The organism is Dactylosporangium sp. NPDC005555 (genome assembly GCF_040605635.1).
GTDB lineage: Bacteria > Actinomycetota > Actinomycetes > Mycobacteriales > Micromonosporaceae > Dactylosporangium.
In genome coordinates this window covers 1-26,512 of sequence record NZ_JBEXDG010000093.1, presented here as the reverse complement: position 1 = coordinate 26,512, position 26,512 = coordinate 1, and the positions used below count along the sequence as shown (strand labels likewise).

The window sequence follows — 26,512 nt, the reverse complement described above, 5'->3', positions numbered from 1 at the left end:
GCGTCTTCTTGTTGCACCACAACGGATCCGGCGTGTTGCCCTGCCCGACCGCGACCAGTTACCCAACGTCATCCATCGTTACGCGGAATGGCTCAATGCCTGGCACCGAGTCGGTCAAGCACGCTCCCCAGCACGTCGCCGTCATCGGCGCGGGGATGGTCGGCCTGGCCACCGCCTGGTTCCTGCAGGAGCGAGGGGTACAGGTCACCGTGCTCGACCGTAGCGGTGTCGCCGCGGGCGCTTCGTGGGGCAACGCCGGCTGGCTCACCCCCGGCATCACCACGCCCCTGCCCGAGCCGGCAGTGCTGCGCTACGGGCTGCGCGCCGTGCTGAGCCCTTCGTCGCCGGTATACGTGCCGCCGCGCGCCGACGCCCGACTGTTGCGCTTCCTGACCGGATTCGCCCGGCACAGCACCGCCGCGAGGTGGCAGACCGCCATGCGGGCATACATCCCGATGAACCGGCGTGCCTTCGAGGGATTCGACGCGTTGACCGACGGCGGGGTCACGTCGCAGACGAACGAGGCCAAGTCGTTCATCGCGGCCTACCGCACCGAGGCCGAACGCTCGGTGCTGCTGGACGAACTGCGGCACATCCACGCTGCCGGCCAGGAAATCGAGTACGACGTCCTGACCGGCGCCGAGGCGCGCGAGGTGGAGCCGTCGCTGTCGGATCAGGTGGGTGCCGCCATCCGCCTGTACGGCCAGCGGTTCATCAATCCCGGACAGTACGTGCATGCTCTGGCCGATGCCGTCCACGCCCGCGGGGCATCACTCGTGACCGGCGCGGACGTCGTCGACGTCCACGACGAAGGCACGGGCGTACGGGTAGTGACCGCCGCAGGCCCGGCAGACCGATACGACGCCGTGGTCCTGGCGACCGGCACGTGGCTCGGTGCGCTGGCCCGCCGCTTCGGCGTACGGACCGTCGTGCAGGCCGGTCGCGGCTACAGCTTCAGCATCGCGATCGACCACGTTCCGGCCGGTCCGGTGTACTTCCCCGCGCAGCGTGTGGCATGCACGCCGCTCGGCGACCGGCTGCGCGTCGCGGGGATGATGGAATTCCGCAGCGCGGAGGCGCCGCTGGACCGCTGGCGGATCTCGGCCATCGCCGAGGCCGCCCGACCGCTGCTGCGCGGAGCGGACCTGGACGCCCGAATTGACGAATGGGTCGGGTCGCGGCCCTGCACCCCCGACGGGCTGCCGCTGATCGGCCACACCAGGTCACCGCGGGTCTTCGCCGCCGGCGGTCACGGCATGTGGGGCATCACCCTCGGCCCGATCACCGGCAAACTGCTCGCCGAGCAGATCACCACCGGCCACCAACCCGCCGAGCTTCGGCCCTTCGGCCCGCTGCGCTGATCACTTCGCCAGCCTGCCGTACGGACATCCGCCCACCGGCCAACTGCACCAGCAGAGAAGGAACGGCGCGGCGCGTCGCTACAGATCAAGTGCCGTTTGTGATGCTGCGTCCACGTCGGCGCTCAACTCTGCCGGCCGTATTGTCCTGACGGCGACAGGTCCGCAGCATCAAGCACCGGCCATGGCACGAATGCGTCGTTCATCGGGCCAGCTCCGCGAGGGTCTCACCGAGGTCGCTGAGGAACCTCTCCAAGACGGACAACGGCAACTCGCCCATCGTGCAGACGCGGAAGTACTCCCGCGCGAGCGGACCCTGTCCCGCGTAGATCACGTATCCGGCGCGTTTGAGCTCGCCGTGCAGCATGTCGTAGGTGACCCCGGCGGGCAGGTGCAGCAGGTTCACCGAGTGCGACCGGTGCTCCCGCGCGATCCGCATCCGCAGGCTCAGGTCGGCGAAGCCGTTCCGGATGAGGGCGGCCCGTTCCCGGTACATGGCGGTGCGGGCGGCGAAACCGCCGAGGTCGACGAACTCGCGGATCGCCTCGTCCATCGCGAAGCACGCCTGGACCGCCGGGGTGAACGGCACCAGCCTCTGCTGCTGGCTGTCGAGATACGTGGCTACGTTGAGGTGGATGTTCCGCTCCGGCACCTGCCGGAGACGGTCGGCGCCCTTCGGCGAGGCCAGGATGAACGATATCCCCGGCAGGCCGTGCAGCCCGTTGCTGGCCGTGCCGACGATGATGTCGGCGGCGACCTCGCCCAGGTCCGGTTCCTCGCTCCCGGCGGCACTGATCGCGTCGATGATGAACGCGACGTCGGTGTCCTCGGTCAGGGCGCCGATCTCCTTGATCGGATTGATCACACCGGTGCTCGTCTCGTGGTGGACGCACGCGACAGCGTCGACGTCCGGGTGCGCACGCAGCGCGGCGTCCACGGCATCGACCCCGATCGGCGTGAACCAGTCGCCGGCCACCTCGTAGCAGCGGATCTGATTCGCGACGGCGACGCGCTTGAGGCGGTCGCCGTAGACGCCGTTGTTCACGACCAGCAGCGCCCGCCCGGGCCGGACCGAGCTGATGACGGTCATCTCCATTGCCATCGTTCCGGACCCGGTGGCCAGGATGGCCTCGTGCCCCGGCACATGCAGCGCGCCCGGCAGCGTCGCCCGGATCGACCGCAGCACCTCGGCGAACTCAGGCTCCCGGTAGCCCATGTCTCCCCGTCCCGTCGCGGCACGCACCCGCGCAGACGTGCCTGCGGGGCCGGGGTTCAGCAGCACCAGTCGTGGGTCGGGCATCGTTCGGTCACCTTCGCAGATCGGCACATTTCCGATTGGAGCCTGTACTTCCGGTGTCATCCCCAGCAGCCGACCATTCACAGGCTCTCGCCGGCTGCACACCCAGCAGGGACCCGCCCCGGTCAACATGCCGGTGCCGGAACCGGCTGGTGGCGACGAGGGCGATCGTGTGGCTGGTCTCCTCGTTGACGTAGGCGACCCGCTCGAGCAAGCCTCGACGACCGTTGCGTGCTGCCAGGTGCGGGGGTGGCCGTCATCGGAGGAGACGATCCCAGGGCGGCCGCCTGGCGAGAGTGGCGGCCGAGCACCTGTCGGCCGGCCGGCCGCGGGCCCACCGGTAAGGTGTTCGACGGTCCGGAGTCGGCGGCGGTGAGGCGTGGTGAACAACGGTGGACGGGACGAGTCGGGCCGGTCCTCACGACCGAGGGTTGCTGTGGATGAAGATCGCCGACCCGGATCTGCCCCTGCCGCCCATCACGGACCGCACCGACGTCCGCGTCCTGCTCCCCGCTGATCCGCGGTTCACCGTCCTGGCGGACAAGCTCGCCGCCGAGGGTGCCGAGGTGCGGCGAGTCCCGCACCTCGTCGAGGACGAGGCCATCCGCCGCCTCCCGGACGATCCGTCTGAGCGGTCGCTCCAGTCGGTCACCTACCCGTGTGCGCTGCTGCGTGGCCCCACCCGACGGCCGATCCGGGCGAGCGGCGCCGCCGCGGTAGCCGCGCGGGACGCCTTCGCGCTGATGTGGCAGGCGTACGACGGCGCACCATCACCGGATGCCGGCCCAGTCGCCACCAACAGCCTGCTGCCGCCCACCCTGTCCCCTTTCTTCCCGTACCCGACATTCAACCCGGCCCAGGCACAGGTGCTTCCCGCCATCCTCGACGGCGACGAGAACCTGCTCGTCGTCGCACCCACGGGAGCGGGCAAAACGGTGATGGGCATGGCCGCCGCGCTCAAGAGCGTGCTCCTGCGGCGCCGGAAGGCGGTCTGGCTGGTACCCCAACGCTCGCTCACCGATGAGCTCAACCACGACCTGGAGGCCTGGAAGGCAAAGGGGGTGCGGGTCGAGCGCCTCTCCGGCGAGTACGCCGTCGACGCGGACCGGATGCGGGAGGCCGATCTGTGGCTGGCGACCACTGAGAAGTTCGAGGCCGTCTCGCGCAGCTCGGCCCTGCGGGAGGCGCTGGCGGAGGTCGACTGCTTGATCGTCGACGAGATCCATCTGCTCGGCGATCCCTCTCGTGGTCCCACACTGGAGGCAATGCTGGCCCGGATGCGCGACGCCCAGCCGCCGATCCGGGTGGTCGGGTTGTCGGCCACGGTCGGCAACGCGGAGGAGATCGCGGTCTGGCTGCGGGCCCGGCTGCTGCACCTGACGTGGCGGTCCAGCCGGCTGACCTGGCAGTTGCCCGCGGTCGCGGCGCACGCCGACTGGAACGTGACGGAAGCCACCCGAAGCCGGCTGGCGACCGCGATAAGCCGCCTCGTGACCGCCGACGGCGGCAGCGTACTGGTGTTCTGTGGCAGCAAACGCAACGTACGCCGGACCGCGCTGCTGCTCGCGGCCAGCCGGGGCGTGGACACCACCCGGGTCAGGCCGGACGATGCCGCGCAGGTGCACACGGTGTGCAGCCAGGCCGGCGTGGGCCTGCACTACAAGGATTGGCCGTACCGGCGGGACGCCGAGGCGGCCTTCCGCGCCCGGCAGTTCGACGTCCTCGTCGCCACGCCGACCGTGGCCGCCGGGGTCAACCTGCCCGCGCGCGCTGTCATCGTCCGCGACACCCAGGTCGGGCTGGACAGCTTGGACGTGGCCACCGTCCAGCAGATGTTCGGCCGCGCCGGACGGGTCGGCGCGGGTGAGGACCAAGGTTGGGCGTTCCTCATCGTCGACAACGGCGAACGGCCGGCCTGGCAGGCACGGCTGACCGAGGGATACGTGGTGCGGTCACAGATCCAGTCCAGCCTGCCCGACCATGTCCTCGGTGAGGTCGTACGGGAGGAGGTGACCTCGCGGACAGCGGCTGACCGCTGGTGGGTCGGGACGCTGGCCCACCAGCAGGGCCGTCGCAGCCTCGGTCCGCTGCGGCAGGCCATCCAGTTCCTCGCCCACGCGGGCATGGTCGCTGACACACCGGCAGACGCCGGGAGTGACCTCGAGGAAACGCTCCTGGCCCCGACCGACCTCGGCCAGCTCACCGCACGGCTCATGGTCCCGGCCACGGTATGCGACCACTTGCGCCGGACGTTGAACGACCTACCGGTACCCGCCAGCGCCGCCGAGGCCGAGCGCGTGCTCATCCGTACTGTCGCGACGCTGGTGCCCAAGCTCGCGCAGGTCGCCGTGCCCGAGGATGCCAGGAACGCGGTCGCCGGCATCATCACCTCCGGGGTCGTGCCGACCGGCCCGCCGGCGGAGCCCGCGACGGCAGCGACCGACCTGCCCGAGCCTCAGCGCGGCGACCTGGCCCAGGCTGCCCTGCTCGCGGTAGCGAACGCGCCGGAGCTGTTCGGCGAGAGCGTCACCACTATCGCGGGCATGCCGTACGCCGCGATCTATCCCATCCTCGAGGACGCTCCCCGGTACCTGCACTGGCTCGCGAGCCAGGGCCTGCTCGGCACGGTCCACCCGTGGGTCGCGGTGGTCGCCGGAGACCTCGGCCGCCGGGTCAGGTGGCGGCGCTGCCGGCCGCCACGCGGAGCGGGCAGGCTCCTGTGGATCTGCGAGCTGATGGCCACGCCCGTGCATCTGGCCGACGCGGTGCCTGAGCTTTGGCACGCGGCCGTCGGCAACGGCCACACTGCGCCGGACTGGCCGCCCGGCAGGCCGCCTCGCGCCTGCCGGTTGCCGGAGAGCGCCTACCGGCAGCTGCTGTACGAGCGGGCCACTGGATGCACGATCGCGGTCTCCGACCGGGACGTCGTCGCGACCGGTCCTTCCGGCGCGGTGGTGACGATCTGGGCCGGCCGCACCCACCGCGCGGAGCCGATCCGCCGGGGCACGGCGGGCACTACCTTCCCGCCCGGGGACGCAGACCTGGGCGTCGTCGTGTTCACCTGGCGGGGCGACCATCGCGCGACGGGGTGGCTCGGGGAGTACCGGGAAATAGCGGTGGGCTCCGTCGAGTAGGTCCACCTGGTGTCGCGTGGACGATGATCTTTGGCCGCCGGGGCTTTGGTGAGGATTTCGGGCTCTTCACAGTTGAGGGGCTGCATCCGGATCAGCCGACGTCCGGCCTGGTCGCCGCGCCGCTGCCGGGGTGGTGGCACGCCGCCGCCGAGCGCTCCTGGCACCGCGGCGAGCCGGGACCCCGGCGGCGGCCCCGGGCGGGCTGATGGCACAGTTGCGCGCATGCTGCCGGACTGGTTGCCGGGGTGGTGCCAGGAGCATCTCGGTGCCGCGCCCGCCGGCATGCTGTTCGGGCTCGAACAGATCTCGGCGGTGTTCGGTCTCCGGTTGACCTCTGGCACCCGCGTCGTGGTCAAGGCGCGCGGCGACGACGGCCGGGCCGTGTCCTGTGTGGCGGCGCAGGCCCAGCTGGCCGATCGCGGGTTTCCGTGCGCCCGGCCGCTCACCCCGGTGGTCGCCGTCGGCTCACTGGCGGTGCACGCCGAGGAGTTCCGGCCCGGCGGCGACGTCCTGCACGGGGACACGCCGGACGTGGCCGTGCGGTACGCGGAGGTGTTCGCCGCGCTGACAGCCGGACTGGCCGGGGTGACCGTCGCGCCGGTCTGCCCACGCTGGCGCCGGTCGACGGTTCCGAGGCGTTCCTGGTGACCTACCAGCACGTCAGGGCGCGCGCGTTCACCACCGAGGAGCTCGAGGTCGCGTGGGCGGCCAGCCTGTGGCCGGCAGCGCACAACGCCCGCTGGGAGGTCCTGCACGGCCAGCCCCTGGTCTGCGGCCGTGCGCTGCGGACACAGGCGGCCGAACGCCTCCGCCGGGCGAACGCCTAGAGACAAGGCGATGGCGGATCATACTCAGCAACCCGCCCGCAACGCCGATGTACCGGAGGAGATCCCGGGAACGAGCCCGTGGCGATCGGTGTGATGGGGGACCGCATGGGCATGTTCGCCAACCTGGGCATCGTGAAGAAGATCGGCGTGCTGTGCGCCGCGGGCGTCGTCATCTCCGCGACCACGGGGATCGTCGGGATCGTGGCGCAGGTCAAGCTCGGCACCCAGGCCGAGATCGTGCGGGACCTGCAGGCCGCCAGCGGGCTCATGCACCACCTCGACACGCGGGAGGCGGAGCTCAAGGTCGACGCCTACCGGGCCCTCGCCGAGAAGGACATCGCCCCGATCATCGCGGACCTGCCGGACGACCTGGCGTCGGTCACGGACACGATCGCCGAGCTGGACACGCTCGTTCTTCCGGCCGATGTACGCGCGGCGATCGACGACATCAAGGCCGACGCGCTCAAGTTCAACGAGTTCATCGACACGTTCGTGCGGGATGCGCAGAAGGACCAGGCGTCGGTGCAGGCGCGGGAGCCCGAGATCGCCGAGCGCAACCACGCGGTCGACGACAAGCTCGGCGCGTTGCAGGACAACATCGACGCGCACGTGGCGAAGGAACGCGACACGATGGCGACCGCGCAGGCGACGGCCCGGTGGGCGACGGTCGGCGTGATCCTCATCGGGATCGTGTTCCTGCTGCTGCTGTCGGTGCCGGTCATCCGGGCCATCGGCGGGCCGGTCCGGCGGGTCCGCGGGGTCCTCGAGGCGCTCGCCGACGGCGACCTCACCCGCCGGGCGCAGATCAAGGGCCGGGACGAGATCGGGCAGATGGCCGCGCACCTCGACGCCGCGCTCGACAGCATCGGCCGGTCGATCCGCGAGGTCAGTACCAGCTCCGACACCCTCGCCGCGGCGTCGCACAACCTGTCGCAGGTCAGCGAGGGCATCTCCGGCGCCGCCGAGGCGTCCAGCCGCGAGATGCACGGCGCGTCGGACGCCTCCGGTGAGGTGTCCCGGCACGTCACCGCGATCGCCGCCGGCGCGGAGGAGATGGGCGTGTCGATCCAGGAGATCGCCCGCAACGCCGCCAACGCCGCCGGCGTGGCCAGCGGCGCGGTCCGGGAGGCGGCCGCGGCCAACGAGAAGGTCGACCAGCTCGCCGCGTCGTCCGACGAGATCGGCTCGGTCCTGAAGCTCATCACGTCGATCGCCGAGCAGACGAACCTCCTCGCGCTGAACGCCACCATCGAGGCGGCCCGGGCCGGCGAGTCCGGCAAGGGGTTCGCGGTCGTCGCCAACGAGGTCAAGGAACTGGCCCAGGAGACCGCGAAGGCCACCGAGGACATCCACCAGCGGGTCACCGCCATCCAGGCCGACACCGCCGCCGCCGCGGAGGCGATCCGCCGGATGGGCGACGTCGTCGAGGAGATCAACCAGTACCAGGCGACGATCGCCTCCGCCGTCGAGGAGCAGTCGGCGACCACGGCGGAGATGAGCCGGTCGGTCTCGGAGGCGGCGATGGGCGCGGACCGGATCGCCGGCAGCATCTCCGGCGTCGCGACCGCCGCGGCCACCACCACCCGCGGTGTCGGCGAGGCGAAGGGCGCCGCCGCCGGCCTGGCGCAGATGTCCCAGGACCTCAGGACCCTCGTCGGCCAGTTCCGCCTCTGAACTCCGGGCCGGCCGGCGCGGCCGCGGACCGTCCGGCGGCTCCGAGGCAGAGCACGACCGGCAGGCCGGCCAGCGCGATCAACCAGCAGGACAGCAGCCGGTACGCGAGGACGGCGGCCGTGGCGCCCGCCGGGTCGGCGCCGGAGGCGATCAGCGAGGCCAGGAGGCTCGCCTCGACGAGCCCCGCACCACCGGCGACGAGCGGGATCTGCCGGACGAGCTGCCCGGTGAGATACGCGCCGACCAGGGCCGTCGTGGCGGTGTCGAGCCGGTACGCCTCGGCGGCCGCGACGAAGCAGGCCAGGTCGAACAGCCGCCGCGCGACGGCCGCACCGCCGGCGGTCAGCCAGCACCGGCCCGGCAGCGACAGGCAGGCGCGAAACGTGTCCACGCCGAGGCGGACCAGGGCGTGGAAGCCGCGCTGGAGCGGCCCGGCGGGCTGCACCCGGACATCGGCGGGGCGCCGCGCCCCACGAGGCATCAGACGGCGGGCGAGGACGACGGCCGGCCACAGCAGCGCCGCGACGGCAACCGCGCTCAGCAGGCCGGCGGCGCTCAGGTCGGTGACGTACCAGGCGAGGTAGACCAGCACGATGGCCGCGCTCGCCTGCACGCTGGCCAGGGCCGTGGTGGCGAGGGCGTGCGCGCTGGTGAGCCCGTGCAGGCGGAACTGCCGCACGGCGAACGCGGTCGACACCGGGCCGCCGGCCGGCATCGCGGTGGACAGCGCCGTGCGCGCGAGCGACACGCCGACGGCCTTCACGTTGGACATCGCCCCGCCGTAGGCGGCCAGGAGGCGGCGCTGCTGCACGGCGTACATGAGGACGGATCCGGCCTGGACCAGCAGCGCCACGGCGATCCACCACCACTGGGCGTCCACCAGCGACCGCAGCAGCGTGCCGGGGTCGGGCAGCGACCGGCGCAGCAGGGCGAACGCCACCGTCACCGCGGCCAGGGTGAGCCCGAAACCCACCCACCGCGGCCAGGCCCGGGTCCGCGGCGCGGTGGTGACGCGGATCAGGGCGGTGCTCATGTGCGTCACAGTGCGGCAACGAGATGAGGTCCGCCTGAACGCGACGAGTCACGTCGATATCCGGCCCGCTGCCGCCCGATGTTGCCCCTGCCGCCCGGAGGTCCTGCCGCATCGGCCGGCCGGGCGGTATGATGCCCGGGTGACTGCCGGGTCGGCCGAGCGCCGTGCACAGACAAGGCATCCGGCAGTTCGTTGAGCTGCCGGCGGGCCCGTGGCCCGCCCCCTCCCCCAGCACCGCCCGCAGAAGCGGAGCCTGCTGAGGAAGGAGGTGATCGCATGTCCCGCTTTGAAGACTTCCGCATCGGCGACGTCGTCGACGGTGAGGTGACCGGCGAGGTGCCCTTCGGCACGTTCGTCCGGTTCGCCGACGGCGTCGACGGCCTGCTGCCGGGCGTTTCCGGCCTGCGGCTCGGCGCCACCGTGACCGTGCGCGTCCTGGACAAGGACGCCGAGCGCCGGCGCGCCAGCCTGGAGCTGGCCGAGTAGTGCGAGCGGGTGCCCCTGTCGCGGGCACCCGCTCTTCTCAGCAGCCGCCGGCGAGAAGGCGGTCGCCGTGCTGCTCGATGACCGGCATGAAGCGCGCGACGCACCGCAGCCGGTCGTGCGCGGTGATCCGGGCGATGGTGTTGCTCCGGATCGCCATGGTCGTCATGTGTACGGCGTGCGGCCCCGACGCCCGTCCGCCACGCCGTTGCCGGGTCGCCACAGCGTCGTTCCGCGACGGCGGTCCGGTCCGGTTATGGTCCACTGGTGCCTGACCTCGATGCGTGGGACCCGTGGCATCCGCGCGTGCTGACCGATCGCCTCGCCGGGCTCGACGTGCCGTGGTGCGTGGTCGCCGGCTGGGCGCTGGACCTGTTCCGCCGGGCCGGGACCCGCCCGCACCACGACGTGGAGATCGCGGTGCCGGCCGACACGTTCGACGCGGTCGCCGCCCGTTTCGACGACTGCGACTTCTTCACCGTGCACAGCGGCACGGTCACGCCGGCGACCGCGGACACGCTCCGGACGAGCCACCAGACGTGGGCTTGGGACCGCGCGGCCGGCGCGTGGCGCTTCGACGTGTTCCGCGAGCCGCACGACGGCGGCACCTGGATCTGCCGCCGCGAGCCGCGCATCCGCCGCCCGTACAGCGACATCATCCACCACACGCCGGACGGCATCCCGTTCCTGGCGCCGGAGTTCGTGCTGCTCTTCAAGTCCAAGGACCCCAGACCGAAGGACGAGTCCGACTTCCGTGGCATCCTGCCCCTGCTGAGCCCCGACCAGCGCCGCCGGTTGGACGAGCTGCTGGCGATGACCGCACCGACCCATCCCTGGCGTGCCACCACCTGACGCTCATCGCGGCCGGCGCCGGTCGAAAGATCCTGCCGGGGTGACGAATCTGAGGAAGTCTCATCCGCGACGGGGGTTGCGTCCCTACGGTGGATGTTGTGGCTCTGCGTGATCTGAGTGTGAACGTCAGGATTTTCGCCGCGGTGCTCGTCGCCGTGCTGGTGGCGCTTGCCAACGGCGTGCTGTCGATGTCGGCCCTCGGTGATGCGAGCGCTGCGGCGCAGCACATCTACCGCGCGAACGTGGCGAGTACCGGCGCCGTGGGCGAGATCCGGCTGCTGGCCGCGCAGGCCCGCGTCGATCTGGCCAACCACGCCATCTCCCACGGTGACGCGACCAACCAGCAGAAGTACGACACGGACTTCACGACCGACGTCGCCAATTTCACGGCGGCGCTGACCGCGTACCGCAACAGCGAGCACGCGGGGGCCGCCGGCGTCATCGACGAGCTCGAGACCAGCTGGAACGCGTTCATCCAGATCGCGGAGACAGAACAGCTGCCCAACGGCCGCAACGGCGACCTCGCGGCCTGGCTGGAGGTCCGCAACACGAAGGTCGCCCCGGTGTTCGCGACGATCAACCAGGACCTGGCGCGCCTGGAGAAGGCGGAGGCGAACGCGGCCGCCACGTCGGCGACCGCGGCGGCGGACTCGTACGAGTCGAGCCGGACCACGGCGATCGTCCTGCTGAGCATCGGGCTGCTCGGCGCGCTCGCCCTCGGCCTGTTCGTGGCACGCGGCATCGTGAAGTCGCTGCGGCGGGTGGAGCTGGTGTGCGAGGGCCTCGCCGACGGGGACCTGACCCGCACCACCGGGCTGAAGTCCCGCGACGAGCCGGGCCGGATGGGGCAGGCGCTGGACGCCGCGACAGCCCGGCTGCGGCAGACGGTGTCGACGATCGACGGCTCCGCGGGCCGGCTCGCCACCGCGTCGGACCGGATGGCGGGCGTGGCGACCAGGATCGCCTCGTCGGCCGAGGAGACCTCGACGCAGGCGCAGACCGTCGCCGCCGCCGCGGAGGAGGTGTCGCGCAGCGTCGACACGGTCTCCGCCGGCAGCGAGGAGATGGGCGCGTCGATCCGGGAGATCGCGCAGAACGCCAGCGAGGCCGCCCGGGTCGCCAACGAGGCCGTCCACATCACCGCGCAGACGTCGGCGACGATGAGCCGCCTCGGCGACTCCTCCGCGGAGATCGGCAACGTCATCAAGGTCATCACGTCGATCGCCGAGCAGACCAACCTCCTCGCCCTGAACGCGACGATCGAGGCGGCCCGCGCGGGCGAGGCCGGCAAGGGCTTCGCCGTCGTGGCGTCGGAGGTCAAGGACCTGGCCCAGGAGACGGCCCGCGCCACCGAGGACATCTCCCGCCGCGTCCAGGCGATCCAGGCCGACACGACCGGCGCGGTCACCGCCATCGAGCAGGTGTCGGCGGTCATCGCCCGCATCAGCGACTTCCAGACCACGATCGCGTCCGCCGTCGAGGAGCAGACCGCGACGACGTCGGAGATGAGCCGCAGCGTCACCGAGGCCGCCACGGGCACGGGCGAGATCGCGCAGAACATCACCGGTGTCGCCGAGGCGGCCCGCCTGACCAGCGCCGGGGTCACCGAGTCGGAGCAGGCGACCGCCGAGCTGGCCCGCATGTCCGGCGAACTGACCGACCTCGTCGGCACGTTCCGGTATTAGACGATGTTGTACCGGCCGGCGCGCTCCTGACCGGCGCGGCACGAGCAGGCGCCACCGAAGGTCAGCGCAGGACGAGCTGGCGCCACCGAAGGTCAGCGCGTCGTCGTACGCGATCCGCCCCATACCTCGACCCAACCGTCCGGGCGGCGGTCCGGGCATGGGAGAGTGCACCACCTCACAGCGCCGCTTTGTTAGCGTGCGGGGCATGGTGCCGAGGTTCCTGGTGTTCGACCTGTTCCACACGTTGGTCGACGGCGCGGACGCCGAACGGGACCGGGTCGTCGGCGAGATGGCCGTCATGATCGGCGTCGACCCGTCGGCGTTGCGGCGGGCGTACCGCGACACCTGGGACGAGCGGCTCACCCGCTGGAGCGTCGAGGAGACCATCCGGATCCTCGCCGGGCGGCTGGGCGCCGACCCGGCCGAGGAGGCCGTCGCCCGCGCGGCGGTGCACCGGCGGGCGCTCGCCCGGCGCGTCCTGGAAGCCGTGCACCCGGCCACGCTGGACGCCCTCGACGGCCTGCGGGCCGCCGGCGCCCGGCTCGCGCTGGTGAGCAACGCGACGTCGGAGGCCGCCGAGGCATGGCCCGCCTGCGCGCTCGCGTCCCGCTTCGACGTCGCCGTCTTCTCCAGCGTCCTCGGCGTCGGCAAGCCCGACCCGCGGATCTACCTGGCGGCCGCCGACGCGCTCGGCGCGGCCCCCACCGACTGCGTGTACGTCGGCGACGGCGCGGACGGCGAGCTGGCCGGCGCCGCCGCGGTCGGCATGCGCGTGGTGCGCACCGTCGAGCACAAGGACACCGACCCCACCTGGCCCGGCCCCGTCATCAGCGCCCTGCGCGACCTCACCGACCGCCCGGTGTGACCCGCTTCGAGCTAGTCGCCGGCGAGGTGGTGCTCGACGGAGGCGACCTTCTTGTCCAGGGCACCGGTCACCCCCTCGCGCCAGTCGATCTTGATGACGGTGGAGGTGCGGGGGGACTTCGCGTGGACCGCCTCGACCGCGGCGCGGACGACGGCCATCACCTCGTCCCAGGTCTCACCCTCGACGGTGGTGAACATGGCGTCGGTCCGGTTGGGCAGGCCTGAGGCGCGCACGACGCGCACCGCCTCCGCGACGAGCGCGCCGACCTGCGGGCCGGCTCCGAGCGGGGTCACACTGAACGCGACGAGCACCGACATGCGGCCACAGTACCCAGCGGTGCCGCAAAATAGCTCAGCACATGCGCAGAAAGCGGTCCAGGACGCGGGCGCCGAAGAGGAGACCGTCGACGGGGACACGTTCGTCGATGCCGTGGAACAGGGCGGTGAAGTCGAGATCCGGGGGCAGGCGCAGCGGCGCGAAGCCGAGGTGGCGGATGCCGAGACGCTGGAAGGACTTCGCGTCGGTGCCGGCCGACAGCATGTACGGCAGCAGGCGCGCGTCCGGGTCCTCGGCGGTGATCGCGGCGGCCATCGCGTCGACCAGGGTGCCGTCGAAGGTGGTCGACACCGGCGGCATGGACTTCCACTCGCGGCTGACGGACGGGCCGACGACGGCGTCGACCTCGCGCAGGAACGCGTCCTCCCGGCCGGGCAGCATCCGGCAGTCGAAGATCGCGGAGGCCGTCGACGGGACCACGTTGTCCTTGTACCCGGCGGAGAACATGGTGACGTTCGCGGTGTCCCGCAGACCGGCGCCGATCATGCGGGCGACGGACCCCAGCCGGCCGAGGACGGCGGACGGGTCGTCGGCGTCGAACGGCACGCCCGTCAACGCGCTGACGCCGTCGAGGAAGTCGCGCACCGGCGGGGTCAGCACGAGCGGGAACTCGTGCGCGTCCAGGCGGGCGACGGCCGCCGCGAGCCGGGCGACCGCGTTGTCGGTGTGCAGCAGCGAGCCGTGGCCCGGGGTGCCCCGGGTGGAGAGCCTGAGCCAGCCGACGCCCTTTTCCGCGGTTTCGACGAGGTACGCCCGCACACCGTCCGCGACGGTGAGCGAGAAGCCGCCGACCTCGCTGATCGCCTCGGTGACGCCGTCGAACAGGTCGGGCCGGTGGTGCACGAGCCACCCGGCGCCGTTGACCCCGCCGGCCTCCTCGTCGGCGAGGTACGCGAAGACGAGGTCCCGCGGCGGCACGACCCCGTCACGGCCGAAGCGGCGGGCGACGGCGAGGCTCATCGCCGCCATGTGCTTCATGTCGACGGCGCCGCGGCCCCACACGTACCCGCCGGACACCTCCCCGGAGAAGGGGTGCACCGACCATTCGGACGGCTCCGCCGGCACGACGTCGAGGTGGCTGTGGACGAGCAGCGCTCCTCGTTCCGCGGAAGCACCCGGCAGTCGGGCGATGACGTTGCCGCGGCCGGGCGCGCCCGACTCCACATACGTGGTCTCGTAACCCGCGTCCTCGAGGCGCTCCGCGACGTACTCGGCGGCGAGCCGCTCGCCGCGGGTGCTCTCCGGCGAGCCGGTGTTGGTGGTGTCGAACCGGATCAGCTCACTCGCCAGCGCCACGACCTCGTCCACGCGCACGACGGTAGCTCTTCGGCGGCCCGCCGCGGAACTGAAGGACTTCCCGCGGAGTCGGTCCGGCCGCTGGACACGGGTCCGGCAGACCGTGTCGGGTGACCGGGCAGAACGTGTCCACGGCCGGTGACAGTGCGGCCTCGCCGCGGTGATGGTGGAACGGCTGACGACGCGATAGGAGCGCACATGGTGACCCGCAGACGAACCTTGCTGGCCTTGGCGGCCGGCGCCCTCGCGCTCCCCGTCGCAGTGACGACGGGCGTCACGACGAGCCCGGCGAGCGCGACGAGCCCGGCCGCCGGGTGGTCCGGCGCGTGGGCGGGCGTGACCGACACCAGCGCCCCGGCGACCACCCTCGCCCAGGTGCGCACCATCATCGGCGCCGACGCCGGCGCGGCCGCGGCCCTGACGGGCAAGGGCGTCGGCGTCGCGCTCATCGACACCGGCGTCGCGCCGGTGCCGGGCCTGCCCGCCGCGCAGATCGTCAACGGCCCCGACCTGTCGTTCGAGTCGCAGGCGCCGGGCCTGCGGTACCTCGACACCTACGGCCACGGCACGCACATGGCCGGGATCATCGTCGGCGACGACGCCGAGTCGGGGGCGAAGGGCCTCGCGCCGCAGGCGAAGCTCACCTCGATCAAGATCGGCACGGCGCGCGGCGCGGTCGACGTGACGCAGATGATCGCCGCGGTCGACTGGGTCGTGAAGCACCGCAACGACGACCCGGCCAACCCGATCCGCGTCATCAACCTGTCGTACGGCTCCGGCGGCAACCCGCCGAACTGGACCGACCCGCTGCAGTTCGCGGTGGAGAAGGCGTGGCAGGCGGGCATCGTGGTCGTCGCCGCGGCCGGCAACAACGGCAACACCACCCTGAAGCTCACCAACCCGGCGATGGACGAGTGGGTCCTCGCCGTCGGTGCCACCGCGACCAACGGCACGGCCGCGACCAAGGACGACACCCTGGCCACGTTCACCAACCTGGCCGTCGGCGGCAACCAGGTCGACCTGCTCGCGCCGGGCACGTCGATCGCGTCGCTGCGCGACCCGGGCTCCAACATCGACAACAGCTACCCGTCGGCGCGCGTCGGCAGCACCCTGTTCAAGGGCAGCGGCACCTCGCAGGCGACCGCGGTCGTGTCCGCGGCGGCGGCGCTGCTGCTGCAGGCGAAGCCGTCCGCGACCCCGGACCAGGTGAAGGACTGGCTCATCAAGGGCGGCACATACCTGCCGACCGGCAAGGCCGGCACGATGGGCCTGCTGGAGCTCAACGTCAACGGCGCGCTCGCCCGCACCGGCACCGCGGTGACGAAGCCGACCTGGAACACGTCCAGCGGCATCGGCCTGTTCGAGGTGTCCCGCGGCACCAGCCACGTCGTCCTCGACGGCACCTCACTGGCCGGCGAACGCTCCGTCTGGGGCCCCCTGACCTCGCTGCAGTGGGCGTCGAAGTCGGCCGCGCAGACATCCTGGTCCGGCGGCACCTGGATGGGCTTCAAGATCGCCGGCGACGCGTGGACCGGCACGTCCTGGGCGTCGAAGACGTGGGCGCCGGCGACCTGGTCCTCGAGCCCGTGGGTGAGCGGCGCGACGTGGACGGACCCGGCGTGGACCGGCCGCACGTGGTCGGGCCGCACCTGGTCGGCGGGCACGTGGTCCGGCCGCACCTGGTCCAGCGACGACTGGTCGGCGACCAGCTGGTCCTAGTCACGATGGATGGTGGTGTACTGACTGAGCACGGTCGCCCCGGCACACAGCCAGAACACCACCTCCCAGCGCTGGAACAGTGCCACCATCGCCGCCACGAACAGCAGCGCCGGCACCAGCGCCACGGCGTTCCGCCATCGCCTCATCCCCATCAATCATACCGGCACGATAGGCAATACGTCCACCGGTACTCCCGGACGCCGGGACCGCATTGATTTTTTATATAGATTCTCGATACAGTTCGGTGGTGAGGAAGGCACAGGTCGACGCGCTGACCACGCTCATCGAGGACTTCAACACGCTGTTCATCCGGCTGCCGATGGTGCAGCGGCTCGGGTTCAGCTCGCTGTCGGTGGTGCACACGCTGTCGCGGCGCGGGCCGATGCGGCTCACCGCGCTCACCGCCACCGAGCAGCTCACCCAGCCCGCCATCACCAGCCTGGTGCAGCGCCTGGAGGAGGACGGCCTCGTCGAGCGGCGGCCCGACCCGAGCGACGGCCGGGCCGTCCTCGTCAGCCTGACCGACGCCGGCGCGGAAGTCGTCCGGTCCCGGCACGGCAACCGGGTCGACCGGCTGGCCGAGCTCATCGCGGAGCTCGACACCACCCAGCAGGACGCGATCGCCAGGGCCATGCCGGCGCTGCGGCGCATCATCGACCTGGGGGCGACGTGAACCTTGTCCAGCAGCCGATCCACGTGCCCGACGAGGTCCTCGACGACCTCCGGGCCCGGCTCAGGCAGACCAGATGGTCCCGGCAGACCGGCAACGACGACGGCTTCTACGGCGTCGCGCCCGCGCAGCTGCGGGCGCTCGTCGAGCACTGGGCCGACGGGTACGACTGGCGCGCCGCCGAACGCGCCATCAACGCCTACGAGCACTACCGCGTCGACGTCGGCGGCGTGCCCGTGCACTTCATGCGCCGGCCCGGCGCCGGACCGGCCCCGAAGCCGCTGATCCTGTCGCACGGCTGGCCGTGGACGTTCTGGCACTGGTCGAAGGTCGTCGACGCCCTCGCCGACCCGGCCGCGCACGGCGGCGACCCGGCCGACGCGTTCGACGTCATCGTGCCGTCGCTGCCCGGCTTCGGGTTCTCCACGCCGCTGACCGGCCGGCCGGACATGAACTTCTGGAAGATCGCCGACGTCTGGCACGAGCTGATGACCGGCGTCCTCGGCCACGAGCGCTACGCGGCGGCCGGCTGCGACGTCGGCGCGCTCGTCACCGGGCAGCTCGGCCACAAGTACGCGGACTCCCTGTATGGCATCCACATCGGCTCGGCGCTGAAGCTGACGTTCTTCAACGGCGACCGGGCCTGGGACCTCTCCGGCGGCAACCCGATCCCCGACGGCCTGCCGCCGCAGGTGCACGCGCGGATCGTGGCCCTGGAGCGGCGCTTCGCCGTGCACCTCGCCGCGCACCTGCTGGACCCCGACACGCTCACCTACGCGCTGGCCGACTCCCCCGCCGGCATGCTCGCCTGGGTGCTGCGCCGCTGGAGCATGTGGTCGGACAGCGGCGGCGACGTCGAGTCGGTCTTCCCCCGCGACGACCTGCTCACCCACGCCACCATCATCTGGGCGGGAGGCTCGATCGGGAGCTCGATCCGCACGTACGCCAACAACAACCGCTATCCGTGGCAGCCCGTCCACGACCGGTGGCCGGTCGTCGAGGCCCCGACGGGCATCACCTTCGTCGGCCACGAGAACCCGCCCGGGGTCACCACCGCACGGGAGCGTGTCGAGCAGTTCCTCGGCAGCGACCGGGCGCCCTGGTACAACCACGTGAACGTCACCGCCCACGAGCGCGGCGGGCACTTCATCCCGTGGGAGCTGCCCGGCGAGTGGGTCGCCGACCTGCGCCGCACCTTCCACGCGTAGCCTCGCCGGTATGGCACGGGTACTGGTGACCGGATCGACCGACGGGATCGGGCTGGAGACCGCGGCGCAGCTGCTGCGGCTGGGGCACGACGTGGTCCTGCACGCTCGGGACGGCAAGCGGGCCGCCGAGGCGGGGCTGCCGGGTGCGCCGGTCGTCGTCGGGGACCTCGCGAGCCTCGCGGAGACGAAGGCCCTCGCGAGGGACGCCGGGGCGTTCGACGTGGTCGTCCACAACGCCGGCATCGGCGGGCAGGACGAGCGGCGGAGCACCGTCGACGGCCTCGAGCGGACGTTCCAGGTCAACGTCCTCGCGCCGTACGTGCTGACGGCGCTCATGCCGCGGCCCTCGCGGCTGGTCTACCTCACCTCCGGGCTGGAGTCGGTGGGCGTCGCAGACCTCGACGACCTGCAGCACGAGCGGAAACCGTGGCACGGCATGCAGGCGTACAGCGACTCGAAGCTGCTCGACGTGGCGCTCGCGTTCGCCGTCGCGCGGCTGTGGCCGGGAGTGCTCAGCAACGCCGTCGACCCTGGCTGGATCCGCACGAAGCTCGGCGGGCCCAACGCCACCGACGACCTGCCGGAGGGCGCCGAGACGCAGGTGTGGCTGGCGACCGCCGACGATCCCGCGGCGACGGTCACCAGCCGCTACTTCAAGCGCCGCACCGATCTGGAGGCCAACCCGGCCGCGTACGACCGGGCGGTCCAGGACGGCCTCCTCGCCGCGTGCGCGTCCCTGTCGGGCGTGACGATCCCGTCATGAGCGGGGAGCCGGAGCCCGGCCTGGACACGCTGCCGGGGATCGGCGCCCCGGCGACCAGGGCGCTGCACCACGCCGGCTACACGTCGCTGCGCGACGTCGCCGGTGTCCCCCGTGGGCAGCTCGCCGCGTTGCACGGCGTCGGGCCGAAGGCGCTGCGGATCCTGCAGGAGGCGCTGGAGCGGCACGGCCTCGGCCTGGGCCCCGATCGAGACCCAAGCTGAGACCGTCACCCGGCCGTCACCAGGTGACGACGGTGCCGTCGCGGTAGCCGACCCGGCGCGGGCCGATCTGCGCCGGGCGTTCGACGAGCACGCACACGTCCTCGCCCGGCCACCACCAGCCGGCGGCGCGGGCGAGCGCGGCCCACTCGTCGAGCAGCGCCGCGTCGTGCGGCCGGTAGCGGGCCAGGCCCAGCTTGCGCACGATGTCGTAGACGCCGATCCAGGTGGCGTCCTGCTGGCCGTACCAGCAGACCGGCACCGTCCTGGGTGGACCGTCCCTGGTGGTGAGCGCGGACCTGACCGGCCACGCGAGGCCCTCGGCGAGCGGCGACCGCAGCGACCGCTGCAGCACCTCCAGCAGCGGCACCCCGGCGCCCAGCGCCTGCGTCGGCGCCGGGAGCACCGGCCAGGGCTTCTTCGCCGCGGCGGTCAGGTCGGCGTTGGCGGTCGACCCGTCGAGCGCGGCGCGCAGCCGGCCCAGGCCGGTGGCGATGTCACCGGCGACCGGCGGTGTCCCTTGTGGACGGCGGGCGCGGACCCACGACAGCAGGTCCTCGTGCGTCGGCATGCCGGTGAGCAGCGGCAACGCCTGGCTCGGCGAGTCGACCCAGCGGAACCTGGGCGCACGGCGATGCTGCCGGCGATAGAGACCGGCGATGAGATGTTCGGTGGTTTCCCGGTCGGCCGGCGCGGTGGACCAGCCCACCTGGCGCCATTCTTGGAGGATCGGCTCCGCCCGGAGCCACAGGTCGAACACGCGGTCGGACGGGCGGAACGAGGTGGCAGCGGCGGCACGCCGCGCCGTGGCGGTCAACGCGCGAGGGCGGACGCGCCCTTCCGGTGAGTGCGGATCATGTCGTCCATTGTGGGGGCACATCGGCGATGGCCGCAACCCCCGGCGGTCACAGCCTGACGAGGCCCGCCCCGGTGGGGGTGAAGCCGCACGCGTCGAGGTAGAAGCCGCGCAGGTGATCCTCGAAGTCGACGTGCAGCCACTCGCAGCCGCCGGCCCGCGCGCCCTCGACGGCGGCGGCGACCAGCCCCGTCCCGACGCCCCTGCGCCCCCGGGCGGCCGCGACGACGGTGTCGAGCACGAACGCGTGACACTCGCCGTCCCAGGCGACGTTGACGAACCCGACGAGCGTCCCGGCCGAGCGGGCGCAGACCCAGCCGAGGCTGTGCCGGTTGACCCGGGCCCACCACGCGTTGCCGGTCGGCGGGTGCCCGAAGCCTTCCGCGTGCAGCGCCTCGACCTCCGCGTCCGTGAACGCGCCCCGCCACGTGAAACCCACCCCGGTCACCGCCACGGACGGGACCCTACACCCGGCTATGCTGCGTGGATGTCCTTCCGCCAAGGATCAGGGCGGCTGTGCCTGGACTTCGTCCACACGCTGCGGGACCGTGGCACCGGCAGCCCCGCCGAGGATCTGCCCGACGGCCCGGCGCTCGCCGCGTGGGTCCGGCAGGTCGGCCCGGTCGCGCCGCCGCCCGGCAGCAGCGTGCCCGCGGCGATCCTCGCCGGCGCGCGACGCCTCCGCGAGGCGGTCCACGCGCTCGTCGTCGCGGGCCCGCAAGGGGCGACCGCCGCCGTGCGGGACGCGGTCAACGACGCGGCCGCCCGGTCGGTGCCGGTGCCGTTCCTGGACGCCGCCGGCGCGGCGCGCTGGCAGGCCGCGGACCCGGTGACCGCGACCCTGGCACTGGTCGCCCGCGACGCCCTCGACCTCGTCTCGTCGCCGGCCGCCGGGCGGGTGCGGGCGTGCGCGGATCCGGCGTGCGGGGCCCTGTTCCTGGACGCGTCCGCACGGGGACCCGCCGATGGTGCTCGGCGGACCCGTGCGGCAACCGCGCCCGGAAACGCCAGGTGCGCGACACACACGCCGACGCACCGGCCGGCAAACCGCACGCCGGCGTGAACGGTCCGGCGTGCGACGGACCCACCGATCCACCGCACGCCGGACTCGCCGGCGCACCGCACGCCGGGCTCACCAGCGCACCGCACGCCGGGCTCGCCGACGCGCCGCACGCACGGCTCAGCCGTGGACCGCGAGCAGGGCTCAGTCGTGAACCGCGCGCAGGGCTCAGCCGTGGACAGCGCGGCGGGTGAAGTCCTCGACGGTGCTGTCGAAGAGCACGTCGGACACCTGGGTCAGCAGGACCCGGACGGTGCCGGTCGCGGGACTGTTGCTCCACGACGTGCCGTAGCCGCCGTCCCAGCCGTAGGTGCCGTCTGCGTGCACCGCCATGCCGTAGCCCCAGCCGTGGCCGCCGAGCAGGAACCCACCGCCCTCGATCTGCGCCGGGGTCAGGCGGTTGACCGTCATCGCCCGCAGTGCGGGTCCACTGTGGAGCATGAACCGGCCGAACGCCACCACGTCGTCCACAGTGGACGCGAGCCCGGCGGCGCCGTCGGGGAACGCGGGCTCCCGGGCCCAGTCCGCGGCGGTCGCGACGTCGGTCTGCCGCTCGCCCCCGAGGTACTGCGCCGGCAGCCGCTCGGCCCGGTCCCGCGGCAGCGAGAAGCCGGTGGAGGTCATGCCGAGCGGTTCGAAGAGCCGCTCGCGCAGCACGTCGCCGAGCGGCATGCCGGCCGCCCGTGCCACCAGCACCCCCAGGACGTGGCCGCTGCTGTTGTACGCCCAGCGCTCCCCCGGCTGGAACAGCAGCGGCAACGTCGCGAACCGGCGCATCCACTCGTCGACGCCGTGCGGGGTCCTCGGGTCGGGCCGCGCGATGGTCAGGTCGAGCGCTTCGGCGGCCCGGACCACCGGATACGGCGGGTTCACCGGCGGCTCCGCGGCCGGGTCGAGCAGCAGCCCGTGCCCCATCCGGTAGGTGAGCACGTCCTCGACCGTGATCGCCCGCCGGGCCGGCACCGTGTCGTCGACGTCGGCGTCGAGCCTGCGCAGCACCCGCGGCCCGGCGAGCTCCGGCAGCAGCCGGTCGACAGGCTCGTCCAGGGCGAGCAGCCCGTCCTCGACCAGCATCGTCGCGACCGCCGCGACCATGGGTTTCGTCACCGACGTCAGCCGGAACGGCGTGTCGCGGCGCATCGGCACCGCGTCCGGCCCGGTCGTCGTCGCGCCCAGCACCTCGACCCGGACCGGGCCGTCCGCACCGGTGACCGCGGCGACCAGCCCCGGCACGGCCCCACGCTCCACCAGGGTGGGCAAGCTCCCGTACACCTCATCCATCACCTCACCTTATGGTGGTCCCCGTGGAAACGTCCCTGACCGCAGCGGTCGACGCGTTGCGCCGGTCCGGCCTGGAGCCGGTGGTCCGCCAGGCGCCGCGTCAGTGGTCGGCGAGCCCGGTCGAGCCCGGCGCCTGGGTGCGGATGCCGGGCGACGAGGCGTACGCCGTCGTGACCGTCGCCGACATCCGGCCCGGCGAGCGCGTCGGCGACTGGGAGGAGGTCCGCACCCTGCCGGACCCGACGGCGGTCCTCGGGTTCACCGCCGCCTTCTACGAGCGCCGCCCCGACGCCGCCACGCTGCCCCTGGAGCACGGCGACCCGGTCGCGGTGCCGTCGGGGCAGTTCCACTCCGTGTTCCCCGAGGACGTCGTCGCCGCAGTCGAGGACTGGGCGCAGTGGGAGGCGACCTGGGCCGTCGTCCCCGCCGTCGAGCCCGCGAGCCGCCGCCGCGCCCGGCTGCAGCGCCTCGCGACGTCGAAGCTCACCTCCGGCACGGTCCCCGTCGACATCGCCCTCGACCCGATGCTGCTGTCGATGCTGTCGCCGGAGCAGGCCGAGGACCTCGACGAGACCGTCGCCGGGCTGTTCCTGCCCGGGATCCGATGGTGGTTCCCGCGCGACCGCACCGGCGGCCGGTTCGCCGGGCGGACGCAGGTGCTGCTGCGGGAGCTCGTGCCGCCGTCGACCGCCGCGGGGAAGGGCATCTGGCTCGCCGTCGGCACCGCGGCGGGCGGCGGCCTGCGGGCCGGTCTCGGGCGGTTCGCCGGCAGGTCGGCCTACCACCGCTGGGATCGGATGCCGCAGTACTGGCAGAGCCCGGCGACGACCGTGGACGAGCTGTGGGGCGGGCAGGGACCCCGGCTGCAGACGGTGGTCGACGCGCTGCTCAGCGGGCACGCCCTGGAAGCCCTCGACATGTGCGGCGTCACCACCGACCGGGCCACCGCGCGCGTGCTGCAGGGGCTGCCGGAGTGCTTCCGGCTGCGGGAGTGGACCGACAAGTGGACCACGAACGCGACCGCCCTCATGGCGAACGCGGCCCCGTGGCGCTGGGCGGCCTCGCCGCCGGAGCGCCGGCGTCCGCGCCGCCTGGAGACGCTCGGCGGGTTCGGCGCCAGCCGCCGCCCGGGCCTGTTCCTCGGCGCTCCTGAGGGGCCGGCGCACCTGTCGTTCGCGCAGAGCGGCAGCCCGCTCGTCGCGCCGCGCGTCGAGTGGGAGCGCGACCCGGACTTCGACCTGGTCCGCCTGGGCCTCCTCACCACCGGGCAGATCCCGCTGCGCCGGCGGTAGGGCGCGGGCATGACGCCCGCCCGAGCGTCGAGCACCCGCCGCTGGGAGCGCAACGCCGCCGCCCGCGCCCGGCTCGACCTGCCGTAACCTCGGCGGCGCGGTAGGGTCGTCACGATGACCGACTGGATCTTCGCCGTCATCGACCACCTGGGGCCTGTCGGGGTGGGGCTGCTCATCGCCCTGGAGACGCTGGTCCCGCCGATCCCGTCGGAGCTGATCCTGCCCCTCGCCGGGTTCCGCGCCCGGGCGGGCGCCATGCACCCCGTCCTCGTCTGGCTGTGCGCGACCGCGGGTGCCGTCGGCGGGTCGCTGGTGCTGTACTGGATCGGCGCGCGTCTCGGGTACGAGCGGCTGCACCGCCTCGCCGGGCGGCGCTGGTTCCTGCTGACCGGCCAGCGGGACCTGGAACGCGGCCGGCGGCTGTTCCAGCGGCACGGCTCCTGGTTCGTGGCCCTGTCACGGTGCGTCCCCGTGCTGCGCAGCCTGGTGTCGATCCCGGCCGGCGTCGAGCGGATGCGGCTGCCGAGGTTCGTGCTGCTGACCACCGCCGGGTCCGGCGTGTGGAACGCGCTGTTCATCGGCGCCGGCTGGATGCTCGCCGAGCGCTGGCACGAGGTCGAACGCTACAGCGCCCCCGCCGGCACCGTCGTCGGCGTGCTGCTGGCCGCCGGGGTGGCGACGCTCGCCGCCCGCAAGCTCCGCACGTCCTGACGGTCGCCGGGAATTTCGCCGGCACCCCGGGCGTCTGCACCTGGAGAGCACCGAGTGAACGGAGTGACAGGTGGCGGGCAACATCGTGGCGTGCGCGTCCTGCGGCAAGCGCAACCGGGTCCCGGCCGCGGCGACCGGCAGACCCGCCTGCGGCAGCTGCGGGGCGAAGCTCCCGTGGATCGCCGAAGCGGGCGACGCCACGTTCGCCGAGGTGGTGGAGCGCTCCACGACCCCGGTCCTGGTCGACCTGTGGGCCACCTGGTGCGCCCCGTGCCGGGCGGTGAGCCCCGCCCTGGAGCAGGTCGCCGCCGAGCTCGCCGGCTCCGTCAAGCTGGTCAAGGTCGACATCGACACCGCCCCCGCGTTGTCCCGCCGCTTCGACGTCCAGGCGGTCCCCACGCTGATGATCATCAAGGACGGCGAGGTCGTCGCCCGCCAGTCGGGCGCGGCCTCCGCCGCGGTCCTGCGCCGGTGGGTCGAGCAGTCCCTCGGCCTGCACTGACCGCACCGCGGCCGGGCCCGTCGCCGCGCCGCGGGCGCCCCGGCATCGCCTCCCACGGCACGCGGTGCTCATGGACCACACCGGCAACGGGCGCCGCGGGAGGCGACGTCGTCGCGGTGCGCTCGTGGCGCTACCGGTCCGCACCTTCGTGCAACTCACGTGTCAGGTGATCGGTCCGATGTCTCTGAACGTCGGAGGTCGGCAGCACGGTCACGAAGGAGCGCGTCATGGCGAAGGACGAGAAGGACAAGGCGACCGAGGAAGCCCCCAAGAAGGGTGGCAAGAAGAAGCTCATCATGATCATCGTGATCGTGGTCGTCGCCCTCGGTGGCGGCGCCGGTGGCTACTTCATGTTCGCGCCGAAGAAGGCGGCGGCCGAGGCGCCCCTCGTCGCCGGTGTCGTGGTGCCGCTGGACGCGGTCACGATCAACCTGGCCGGCGGGCACTACCTGAAGCTGAAGATGACGCTGCAGGCGACCGACAAGGCCGCCGAGGCCCCGGACGGCAGCAAGGCGCTCGACGCCGCCATCTCCCTGTTCAGCAACATGGACTCCACGGAGCTGCTGACCAACGACGGCCGCGAGAAGTACAAGGCGCAGCTCAAGGAGAAGGTCATCGCGGCCTACACGGCCAAGAAGGAAAAGGAGATCATGGACGTCTACTACACGACGTTCGTGATCCAGTAGACCGATCCAGCAGCACACCGTACGGCCGCCGCTCCGACGTGACGGCAGTTGCACCACCGGTGGGGTCCGTGCTTCGGCACGGGCCCCACCGGTTGCGTCGCCGCGGCTCAGCCGGCCGTGCGGCGCAGCGTGAGATAGGGGACGGCGCCGGGCTCTGGCTCGTAGCGGTCGACCTCGGCGAAGCCGCGCGCCTCGGCGAAGCGGACACCGGCGGCGTTGGCGGCCCACACCACCGTCTCCACGGCGGGCGCGGCGTGCCCGGCGGCCTGCGCCATGGCCCGTTCGTAGAGCGCCGCACCGATGCCACGGCCGCGATACCCGGGCAGCACCCGGACGATCACCGTGGACGCCGCACCGTCAGCGCCGGGCGGCCTGACCGTCGTACACCCGACGAGGACATCATCGTCGTAGGCGACCTCGAGCAGATACTGCCCGACGCGCTCCCGGGCCTCGTCGGACGACATCGCGGCGTCGGGCACGACGGTGTTGTGCACGAGCCGCCAGTCCTCGATGGTGACGTCGTCGCCGACCGGTCCTATCCGCAGATCCGACACGACCGCGACCCTACCCGTCCGCGAACGCGAGCGGTGCCCGGCCGGAAGGCCGGGGACAGCGGGCAGTTCACCGGTCGGGGGGGGGGCTCTGGGGGCGGGGGCGGGCCGGGGGGGGGGGGGGGCGCGGCGCCCCCCCCGGGGCGGGGGGCACC

Annotated in this window: 29 protein-coding genes; 19 read left to right on the top strand and 10 right to left on the bottom strand. The window is 72.9% G+C overall.

All coding sequences use genetic code 11. The features are described 5' to 3' along the window. Positions 1 to 95 precede the first annotated feature (95 nt). Positions 96 to 1,361, top strand: coding sequence for an FAD-dependent oxidoreductase (locus ABZS58_RS48055; RefSeq protein WP_354791225.1), 1,266 nt, complete (start codon positions 96 to 98; stop codon positions 1,359 to 1,361). A gap of 199 nt (positions 1,362 to 1,560) precedes the next feature. On the opposite strand, the gene ABZS58_RS48050 is transcribed toward ABZS58_RS48055, so the two are convergent. After that, positions 1,561 to 2,658, bottom strand: coding sequence for an aminotransferase class V-fold PLP-dependent enzyme (locus ABZS58_RS48050; protein ID WP_354791223.1), 1,098 nt, complete (start codon positions 2,656 to 2,658; stop codon positions 1,561 to 1,563). A 437-nt stretch (positions 2,659 to 3,095) separates the two neighbouring features. Here ABZS58_RS48050 and ABZS58_RS48045 point away from each other — a divergent pair, with 437 nt between their 5' ends. From ABZS58_RS48045 to ABZS58_RS48030, 4 genes are all read left to right on the top strand, one after another. After that, positions 3,096 to 5,789 (top strand): DEAD/DEAH box helicase, encoded by a 2,694-nt coding sequence (locus ABZS58_RS48045; protein ID WP_354791222.1) that lies wholly within the window; start codon positions 3,096 to 3,098, stop codon positions 5,787 to 5,789. A 222-nt stretch (positions 5,790 to 6,011) separates the two neighbouring features. Next, positions 6,012 to 6,437 (top strand): hypothetical protein, encoded by a 426-nt coding sequence (locus ABZS58_RS48040; RefSeq protein ID WP_354791220.1) that lies wholly within the window; start codon positions 6,012 to 6,014, stop codon positions 6,435 to 6,437. Continuing rightward, positions 6,434 to 6,616 (top strand): hypothetical protein, encoded by a 183-nt coding sequence (locus ABZS58_RS48035; protein ID WP_354791218.1) that lies wholly within the window; start codon positions 6,434 to 6,436, stop codon positions 6,614 to 6,616. Before ABZS58_RS48040 ends, ABZS58_RS48035 begins: the two co-directional genes overlap by 4 nt. 78 nt (positions 6,617 to 6,694) lie before the next feature. After that, on the top strand, positions 6,695 to 8,290 hold the full coding sequence (locus ABZS58_RS48030) for a methyl-accepting chemotaxis protein (protein ID WP_354791217.1): 1,596 nt from the start codon (positions 6,695 to 6,697) through the stop codon (positions 8,288 to 8,290). Here the strand turns inward: ABZS58_RS48030 and ABZS58_RS48025 are convergent. Continuing rightward, complete coding sequence (locus ABZS58_RS48025; protein ID WP_354791215.1) at positions 8,259 to 9,323, bottom strand: lysylphosphatidylglycerol synthase transmembrane domain-containing protein; 1,065 nt, start codon at positions 9,321 to 9,323, stop codon at positions 8,259 to 8,261. The two genes, ABZS58_RS48030 and ABZS58_RS48025, sit on opposite strands and share 32 nt — an antisense overlap. Before the next feature lie 276 nt (positions 9,324 to 9,599). On the opposite strand from ABZS58_RS48025, the gene ABZS58_RS48020 reads away from it, so the two are divergent. Beyond that, entirely contained in the window at positions 9,600 to 9,809 is a 210-nt protein-coding gene (locus tag ABZS58_RS48020) for a S1 RNA-binding domain-containing protein (RefSeq protein WP_354791214.1), read from the top strand. A gap of 37 nt (positions 9,810 to 9,846) precedes the next feature. Here ABZS58_RS48020 and ABZS58_RS48015 read toward each other — a convergent pair whose 3' ends face one another. Next, positions 9,847 to 9,975 carry a hypothetical protein gene (locus ABZS58_RS48015; protein ID WP_354791212.1) on the bottom strand — a complete coding sequence of 43 codons (129 nt, stop codon included), beginning with the start codon at positions 9,973 to 9,975 and terminating at the stop codon, positions 9,847 to 9,849. 98 nt (positions 9,976 to 10,073) lie between these two features. Between ABZS58_RS48015 and ABZS58_RS48010 the strand changes: the two genes are divergently transcribed. The 3 genes from ABZS58_RS48010 (at position 10,074) to ABZS58_RS48000 (ending at position 13,208) form a co-directional block, all read left to right on the top strand. Beyond that, complete coding sequence (locus tag ABZS58_RS48010) at positions 10,074 to 10,658, top strand: hypothetical protein (RefSeq protein ID WP_354791211.1); 585 nt, start codon at positions 10,074 to 10,076, stop codon at positions 10,656 to 10,658. A 119-nt stretch (positions 10,659 to 10,777) separates the two neighbouring features. Continuing rightward, on the top strand, positions 10,778 to 12,343 hold the full coding sequence (locus tag ABZS58_RS48005) for a methyl-accepting chemotaxis protein (RefSeq protein WP_354791209.1): 1,566 nt from the start codon (positions 10,778 to 10,780) through the stop codon (positions 12,341 to 12,343). Positions 12,344 to 12,548: 205 nt separating this feature from the next. Then, complete coding sequence (locus tag ABZS58_RS48000; protein ID WP_354791207.1) at positions 12,549 to 13,208, top strand: HAD family hydrolase; 660 nt, start codon at positions 12,549 to 12,551, stop codon at positions 13,206 to 13,208. A gap of 11 nt (positions 13,209 to 13,219) precedes the next feature. Here ABZS58_RS48000 and ABZS58_RS47995 read toward each other — a convergent pair whose 3' ends face one another. Together ABZS58_RS47995 and ABZS58_RS47990 are read right to left on the bottom strand one after the other, a co-directional pair. Further along, positions 13,220 to 13,525 carry an MTH1187 family thiamine-binding protein gene (locus ABZS58_RS47995; RefSeq protein ID WP_354791206.1) on the bottom strand — a complete coding sequence of 102 codons (306 nt, stop codon included), beginning with the start codon at positions 13,523 to 13,525 and terminating at the stop codon, positions 13,220 to 13,222. 34 nt (positions 13,526 to 13,559) lie between these two features. Further along, positions 13,560 to 14,852, bottom strand: coding sequence for a M20/M25/M40 family metallo-hydrolase (locus tag ABZS58_RS47990; protein WP_354791204.1), 1,293 nt, complete (start codon positions 14,850 to 14,852; stop codon positions 13,560 to 13,562). A 186-nt stretch (positions 14,853 to 15,038) separates the two neighbouring features. Between ABZS58_RS47990 and ABZS58_RS47985 the strand changes: the two genes are divergently transcribed. Continuing rightward, on the top strand, positions 15,039 to 16,559 hold the full coding sequence (locus tag ABZS58_RS47985) for a S8 family serine peptidase (RefSeq protein ID WP_354791202.1): 1,521 nt from the start codon (positions 15,039 to 15,041) through the stop codon (positions 16,557 to 16,559). Here the strand turns inward: ABZS58_RS47985 and ABZS58_RS47980 are convergent. Further along, positions 16,556 to 16,705, bottom strand: coding sequence for a hypothetical protein (locus ABZS58_RS47980; protein ID WP_354791200.1), 150 nt, complete (start codon positions 16,703 to 16,705; stop codon positions 16,556 to 16,558). The genes ABZS58_RS47985 and ABZS58_RS47980 overlap by 4 nt on opposite strands. A gap of 101 nt (positions 16,706 to 16,806) precedes the next feature. Here ABZS58_RS47980 and ABZS58_RS47975 point away from each other — a divergent pair, with 101 nt between their 5' ends. The 4 genes from ABZS58_RS47975 to ABZS58_RS47960 are packed head-to-tail and all read left to right on the top strand — an operon-like array spanning position 16,807 to position 19,421. Further along, positions 16,807 to 17,232 carry a MarR family transcriptional regulator gene (locus tag ABZS58_RS47975; protein WP_354791198.1) on the top strand — a complete coding sequence of 142 codons (426 nt, stop codon included), beginning with the start codon at positions 16,807 to 16,809 and terminating at the stop codon, positions 17,230 to 17,232. Then, the gene (locus tag ABZS58_RS47970; protein ID WP_354791196.1) at positions 17,229 to 18,437 is read left to right on the top strand and encodes an epoxide hydrolase; all 1,209 of its coding nucleotides are present in this window, start codon (positions 17,229 to 17,231) and stop codon (positions 18,435 to 18,437) included. Before ABZS58_RS47975 ends, ABZS58_RS47970 begins: the two co-directional genes overlap by 4 nt. Before the next feature lie 10 nt (positions 18,438 to 18,447). Beyond that, complete coding sequence (locus ABZS58_RS47965; RefSeq protein WP_354791195.1) at positions 18,448 to 19,200, top strand: SDR family NAD(P)-dependent oxidoreductase; 753 nt, start codon at positions 18,448 to 18,450, stop codon at positions 19,198 to 19,200. Next, positions 19,197 to 19,421, top strand: coding sequence for a helix-hairpin-helix domain-containing protein (locus ABZS58_RS47960; RefSeq protein WP_354791194.1), 225 nt, complete (start codon positions 19,197 to 19,199; stop codon positions 19,419 to 19,421). Before ABZS58_RS47965 ends, ABZS58_RS47960 begins: the two co-directional genes overlap by 4 nt. A 16-nt stretch (positions 19,422 to 19,437) precedes the next feature. On the opposite strand, the gene ABZS58_RS47955 is transcribed toward ABZS58_RS47960, so the two are convergent. Both ABZS58_RS47955 and ABZS58_RS47950 read right to left on the bottom strand, forming a co-directional pair. Continuing rightward, positions 19,438 to 20,235: a DUF6745 domain-containing protein gene (locus tag ABZS58_RS47955; protein WP_354791192.1), complete on the bottom strand. Its 798-nt coding sequence runs from the start codon at positions 20,233 to 20,235 to the stop codon at positions 19,438 to 19,440. Between the two features lie 88 nt (positions 20,236 to 20,323). Next, positions 20,324 to 20,728, bottom strand: coding sequence for a GNAT family N-acetyltransferase (locus ABZS58_RS47950; protein WP_354791191.1), 405 nt, complete (start codon positions 20,726 to 20,728; stop codon positions 20,324 to 20,326). Between the two features lie 33 nt (positions 20,729 to 20,761). On the opposite strand from ABZS58_RS47950, the gene ABZS58_RS47945 reads away from it, so the two are divergent. Continuing rightward, complete coding sequence (locus ABZS58_RS47945) at positions 20,762 to 21,337, top strand: ABATE domain-containing protein (RefSeq protein ID WP_354791190.1); 576 nt, start codon at positions 20,762 to 20,764, stop codon at positions 21,335 to 21,337. Between the two features lie 165 nt (positions 21,338 to 21,502). Here ABZS58_RS47945 and ABZS58_RS47940 read toward each other — a convergent pair whose 3' ends face one another. Beyond that, the gene (locus ABZS58_RS47940) at positions 21,503 to 22,615 is read right to left on the bottom strand and encodes a serine hydrolase domain-containing protein (protein WP_354791189.1); all 1,113 of its coding nucleotides are present in this window, start codon (positions 22,613 to 22,615) and stop codon (positions 21,503 to 21,505) included. 23 nt (positions 22,616 to 22,638) lie between these two features. On the opposite strand from ABZS58_RS47940, the gene ABZS58_RS47935 reads away from it, so the two are divergent. The 4 genes from ABZS58_RS47935 to ABZS58_RS47920 all read left to right on the top strand — a co-directional run bounded on the left by ABZS58_RS47935 (position 22,639) and on the right by ABZS58_RS47920 (position 25,806). Further along, positions 22,639 to 23,907 carry a hypothetical protein gene (locus ABZS58_RS47935; RefSeq protein ID WP_354791187.1) on the top strand — a complete coding sequence of 423 codons (1,269 nt, stop codon included), beginning with the start codon at positions 22,639 to 22,641 and terminating at the stop codon, positions 23,905 to 23,907. Positions 23,908 to 24,021: 114 nt separating this feature from the next. Beyond that, positions 24,022 to 24,618 (top strand): DedA family protein, encoded by a 597-nt coding sequence (locus ABZS58_RS47930; RefSeq protein WP_354791186.1) that lies wholly within the window; start codon positions 24,022 to 24,024, stop codon positions 24,616 to 24,618. A gap of 70 nt (positions 24,619 to 24,688) precedes the next feature. Continuing rightward, positions 24,689 to 25,120 (top strand): thioredoxin, encoded by a 432-nt coding sequence (gene trxA / locus ABZS58_RS47925; RefSeq protein ID WP_354791184.1) that lies wholly within the window; start codon positions 24,689 to 24,691, stop codon positions 25,118 to 25,120. Positions 25,121 to 25,347: 227 nt separating this feature from the next. Further along, positions 25,348 to 25,806, top strand: coding sequence for a flagellar basal body-associated FliL family protein (locus ABZS58_RS47920; RefSeq protein WP_354791183.1), 459 nt, complete (start codon positions 25,348 to 25,350; stop codon positions 25,804 to 25,806). A gap of 107 nt (positions 25,807 to 25,913) precedes the next feature. On the opposite strand, the gene ABZS58_RS47915 is transcribed toward ABZS58_RS47920, so the two are convergent. Next, positions 25,914 to 26,360 (bottom strand): GNAT family N-acetyltransferase, encoded by a 447-nt coding sequence (locus tag ABZS58_RS47915; protein ID WP_354791182.1) that lies wholly within the window; start codon positions 26,358 to 26,360, stop codon positions 25,914 to 25,916. Positions 26,361 to 26,512: the final 152 nt, after the last annotated feature.

What these genes read in the sequence shown, in the direction of transcription:
- ABZS58_RS48055 (WP_354791225.1), top strand. Translation starts at nt 96, where the DNA reads ATGCCTGGCACCGAGTCGGTCAAGCACGCTCCCCAGCACGTCGCCGTC.
- ABZS58_RS48050 (WP_354791223.1), bottom strand. Translation starts at nt 2,658, where the DNA reads ATGCCCGACCCACGACTGGTGCTGCTGAACCCCGGCCCCGCAGGCACG.
- ABZS58_RS48045 (WP_354791222.1), top strand. Translation starts at nt 3,096, where the DNA reads ATGAAGATCGCCGACCCGGATCTGCCCCTGCCGCCCATCACGGACCGC.
- ABZS58_RS48040 (WP_354791220.1), top strand. Translation starts at nt 6,012, where the DNA reads ATGCTGCCGGACTGGTTGCCGGGGTGGTGCCAGGAGCATCTCGGTGCC.
- ABZS58_RS48025 (WP_354791215.1), bottom strand. Translation starts at nt 9,323, where the DNA reads ATGAGCACCGCCCTGATCCGCGTCACCACCGCGCCGCGGACCCGGGCC.
- ABZS58_RS48020 (WP_354791214.1), top strand. Translation starts at nt 9,600, where the DNA reads ATGTCCCGCTTTGAAGACTTCCGCATCGGCGACGTCGTCGACGGTGAG.
- ABZS58_RS48015 (WP_354791212.1), bottom strand. Translation starts at nt 9,975, where the DNA reads ATGACGACCATGGCGATCCGGAGCAACACCATCGCCCGGATCACCGCG.
- ABZS58_RS48000 (WP_354791207.1), top strand. Translation starts at nt 12,549, where the DNA reads ATGGTGCCGAGGTTCCTGGTGTTCGACCTGTTCCACACGTTGGTCGAC.
- ABZS58_RS47995 (WP_354791206.1), bottom strand. Translation starts at nt 13,525, where the DNA reads ATGTCGGTGCTCGTCGCGTTCAGTGTGACCCCGCTCGGAGCCGGCCCG.
- ABZS58_RS47985 (WP_354791202.1), top strand. Translation starts at nt 15,039, where the DNA reads ATGGTGACCCGCAGACGAACCTTGCTGGCCTTGGCGGCCGGCGCCCTC.
- ABZS58_RS47980 (WP_354791200.1), bottom strand. Translation starts at nt 16,705, where the DNA reads ATGAGGCGATGGCGGAACGCCGTGGCGCTGGTGCCGGCGCTGCTGTTC.
- ABZS58_RS47965 (WP_354791195.1), top strand. Translation starts at nt 18,448, where the DNA reads ATGGCACGGGTACTGGTGACCGGATCGACCGACGGGATCGGGCTGGAG.
- ABZS58_RS47960 (WP_354791194.1), top strand. Translation starts at nt 19,197, where the DNA reads ATGAGCGGGGAGCCGGAGCCCGGCCTGGACACGCTGCCGGGGATCGGC.
- ABZS58_RS47945 (WP_354791190.1), top strand. Translation starts at nt 20,762, where the DNA reads ATGTCCTTCCGCCAAGGATCAGGGCGGCTGTGCCTGGACTTCGTCCAC.
- ABZS58_RS47940 (WP_354791189.1), bottom strand. Translation starts at nt 22,615, where the DNA reads ATGGATGAGGTGTACGGGAGCTTGCCCACCCTGGTGGAGCGTGGGGCC.
- ABZS58_RS47930 (WP_354791186.1), top strand. Translation starts at nt 24,022, where the DNA reads ATGACCGACTGGATCTTCGCCGTCATCGACCACCTGGGGCCTGTCGGG.
- ABZS58_RS47920 (WP_354791183.1), top strand. Translation starts at nt 25,348, where the DNA reads ATGGCGAAGGACGAGAAGGACAAGGCGACCGAGGAAGCCCCCAAGAAG.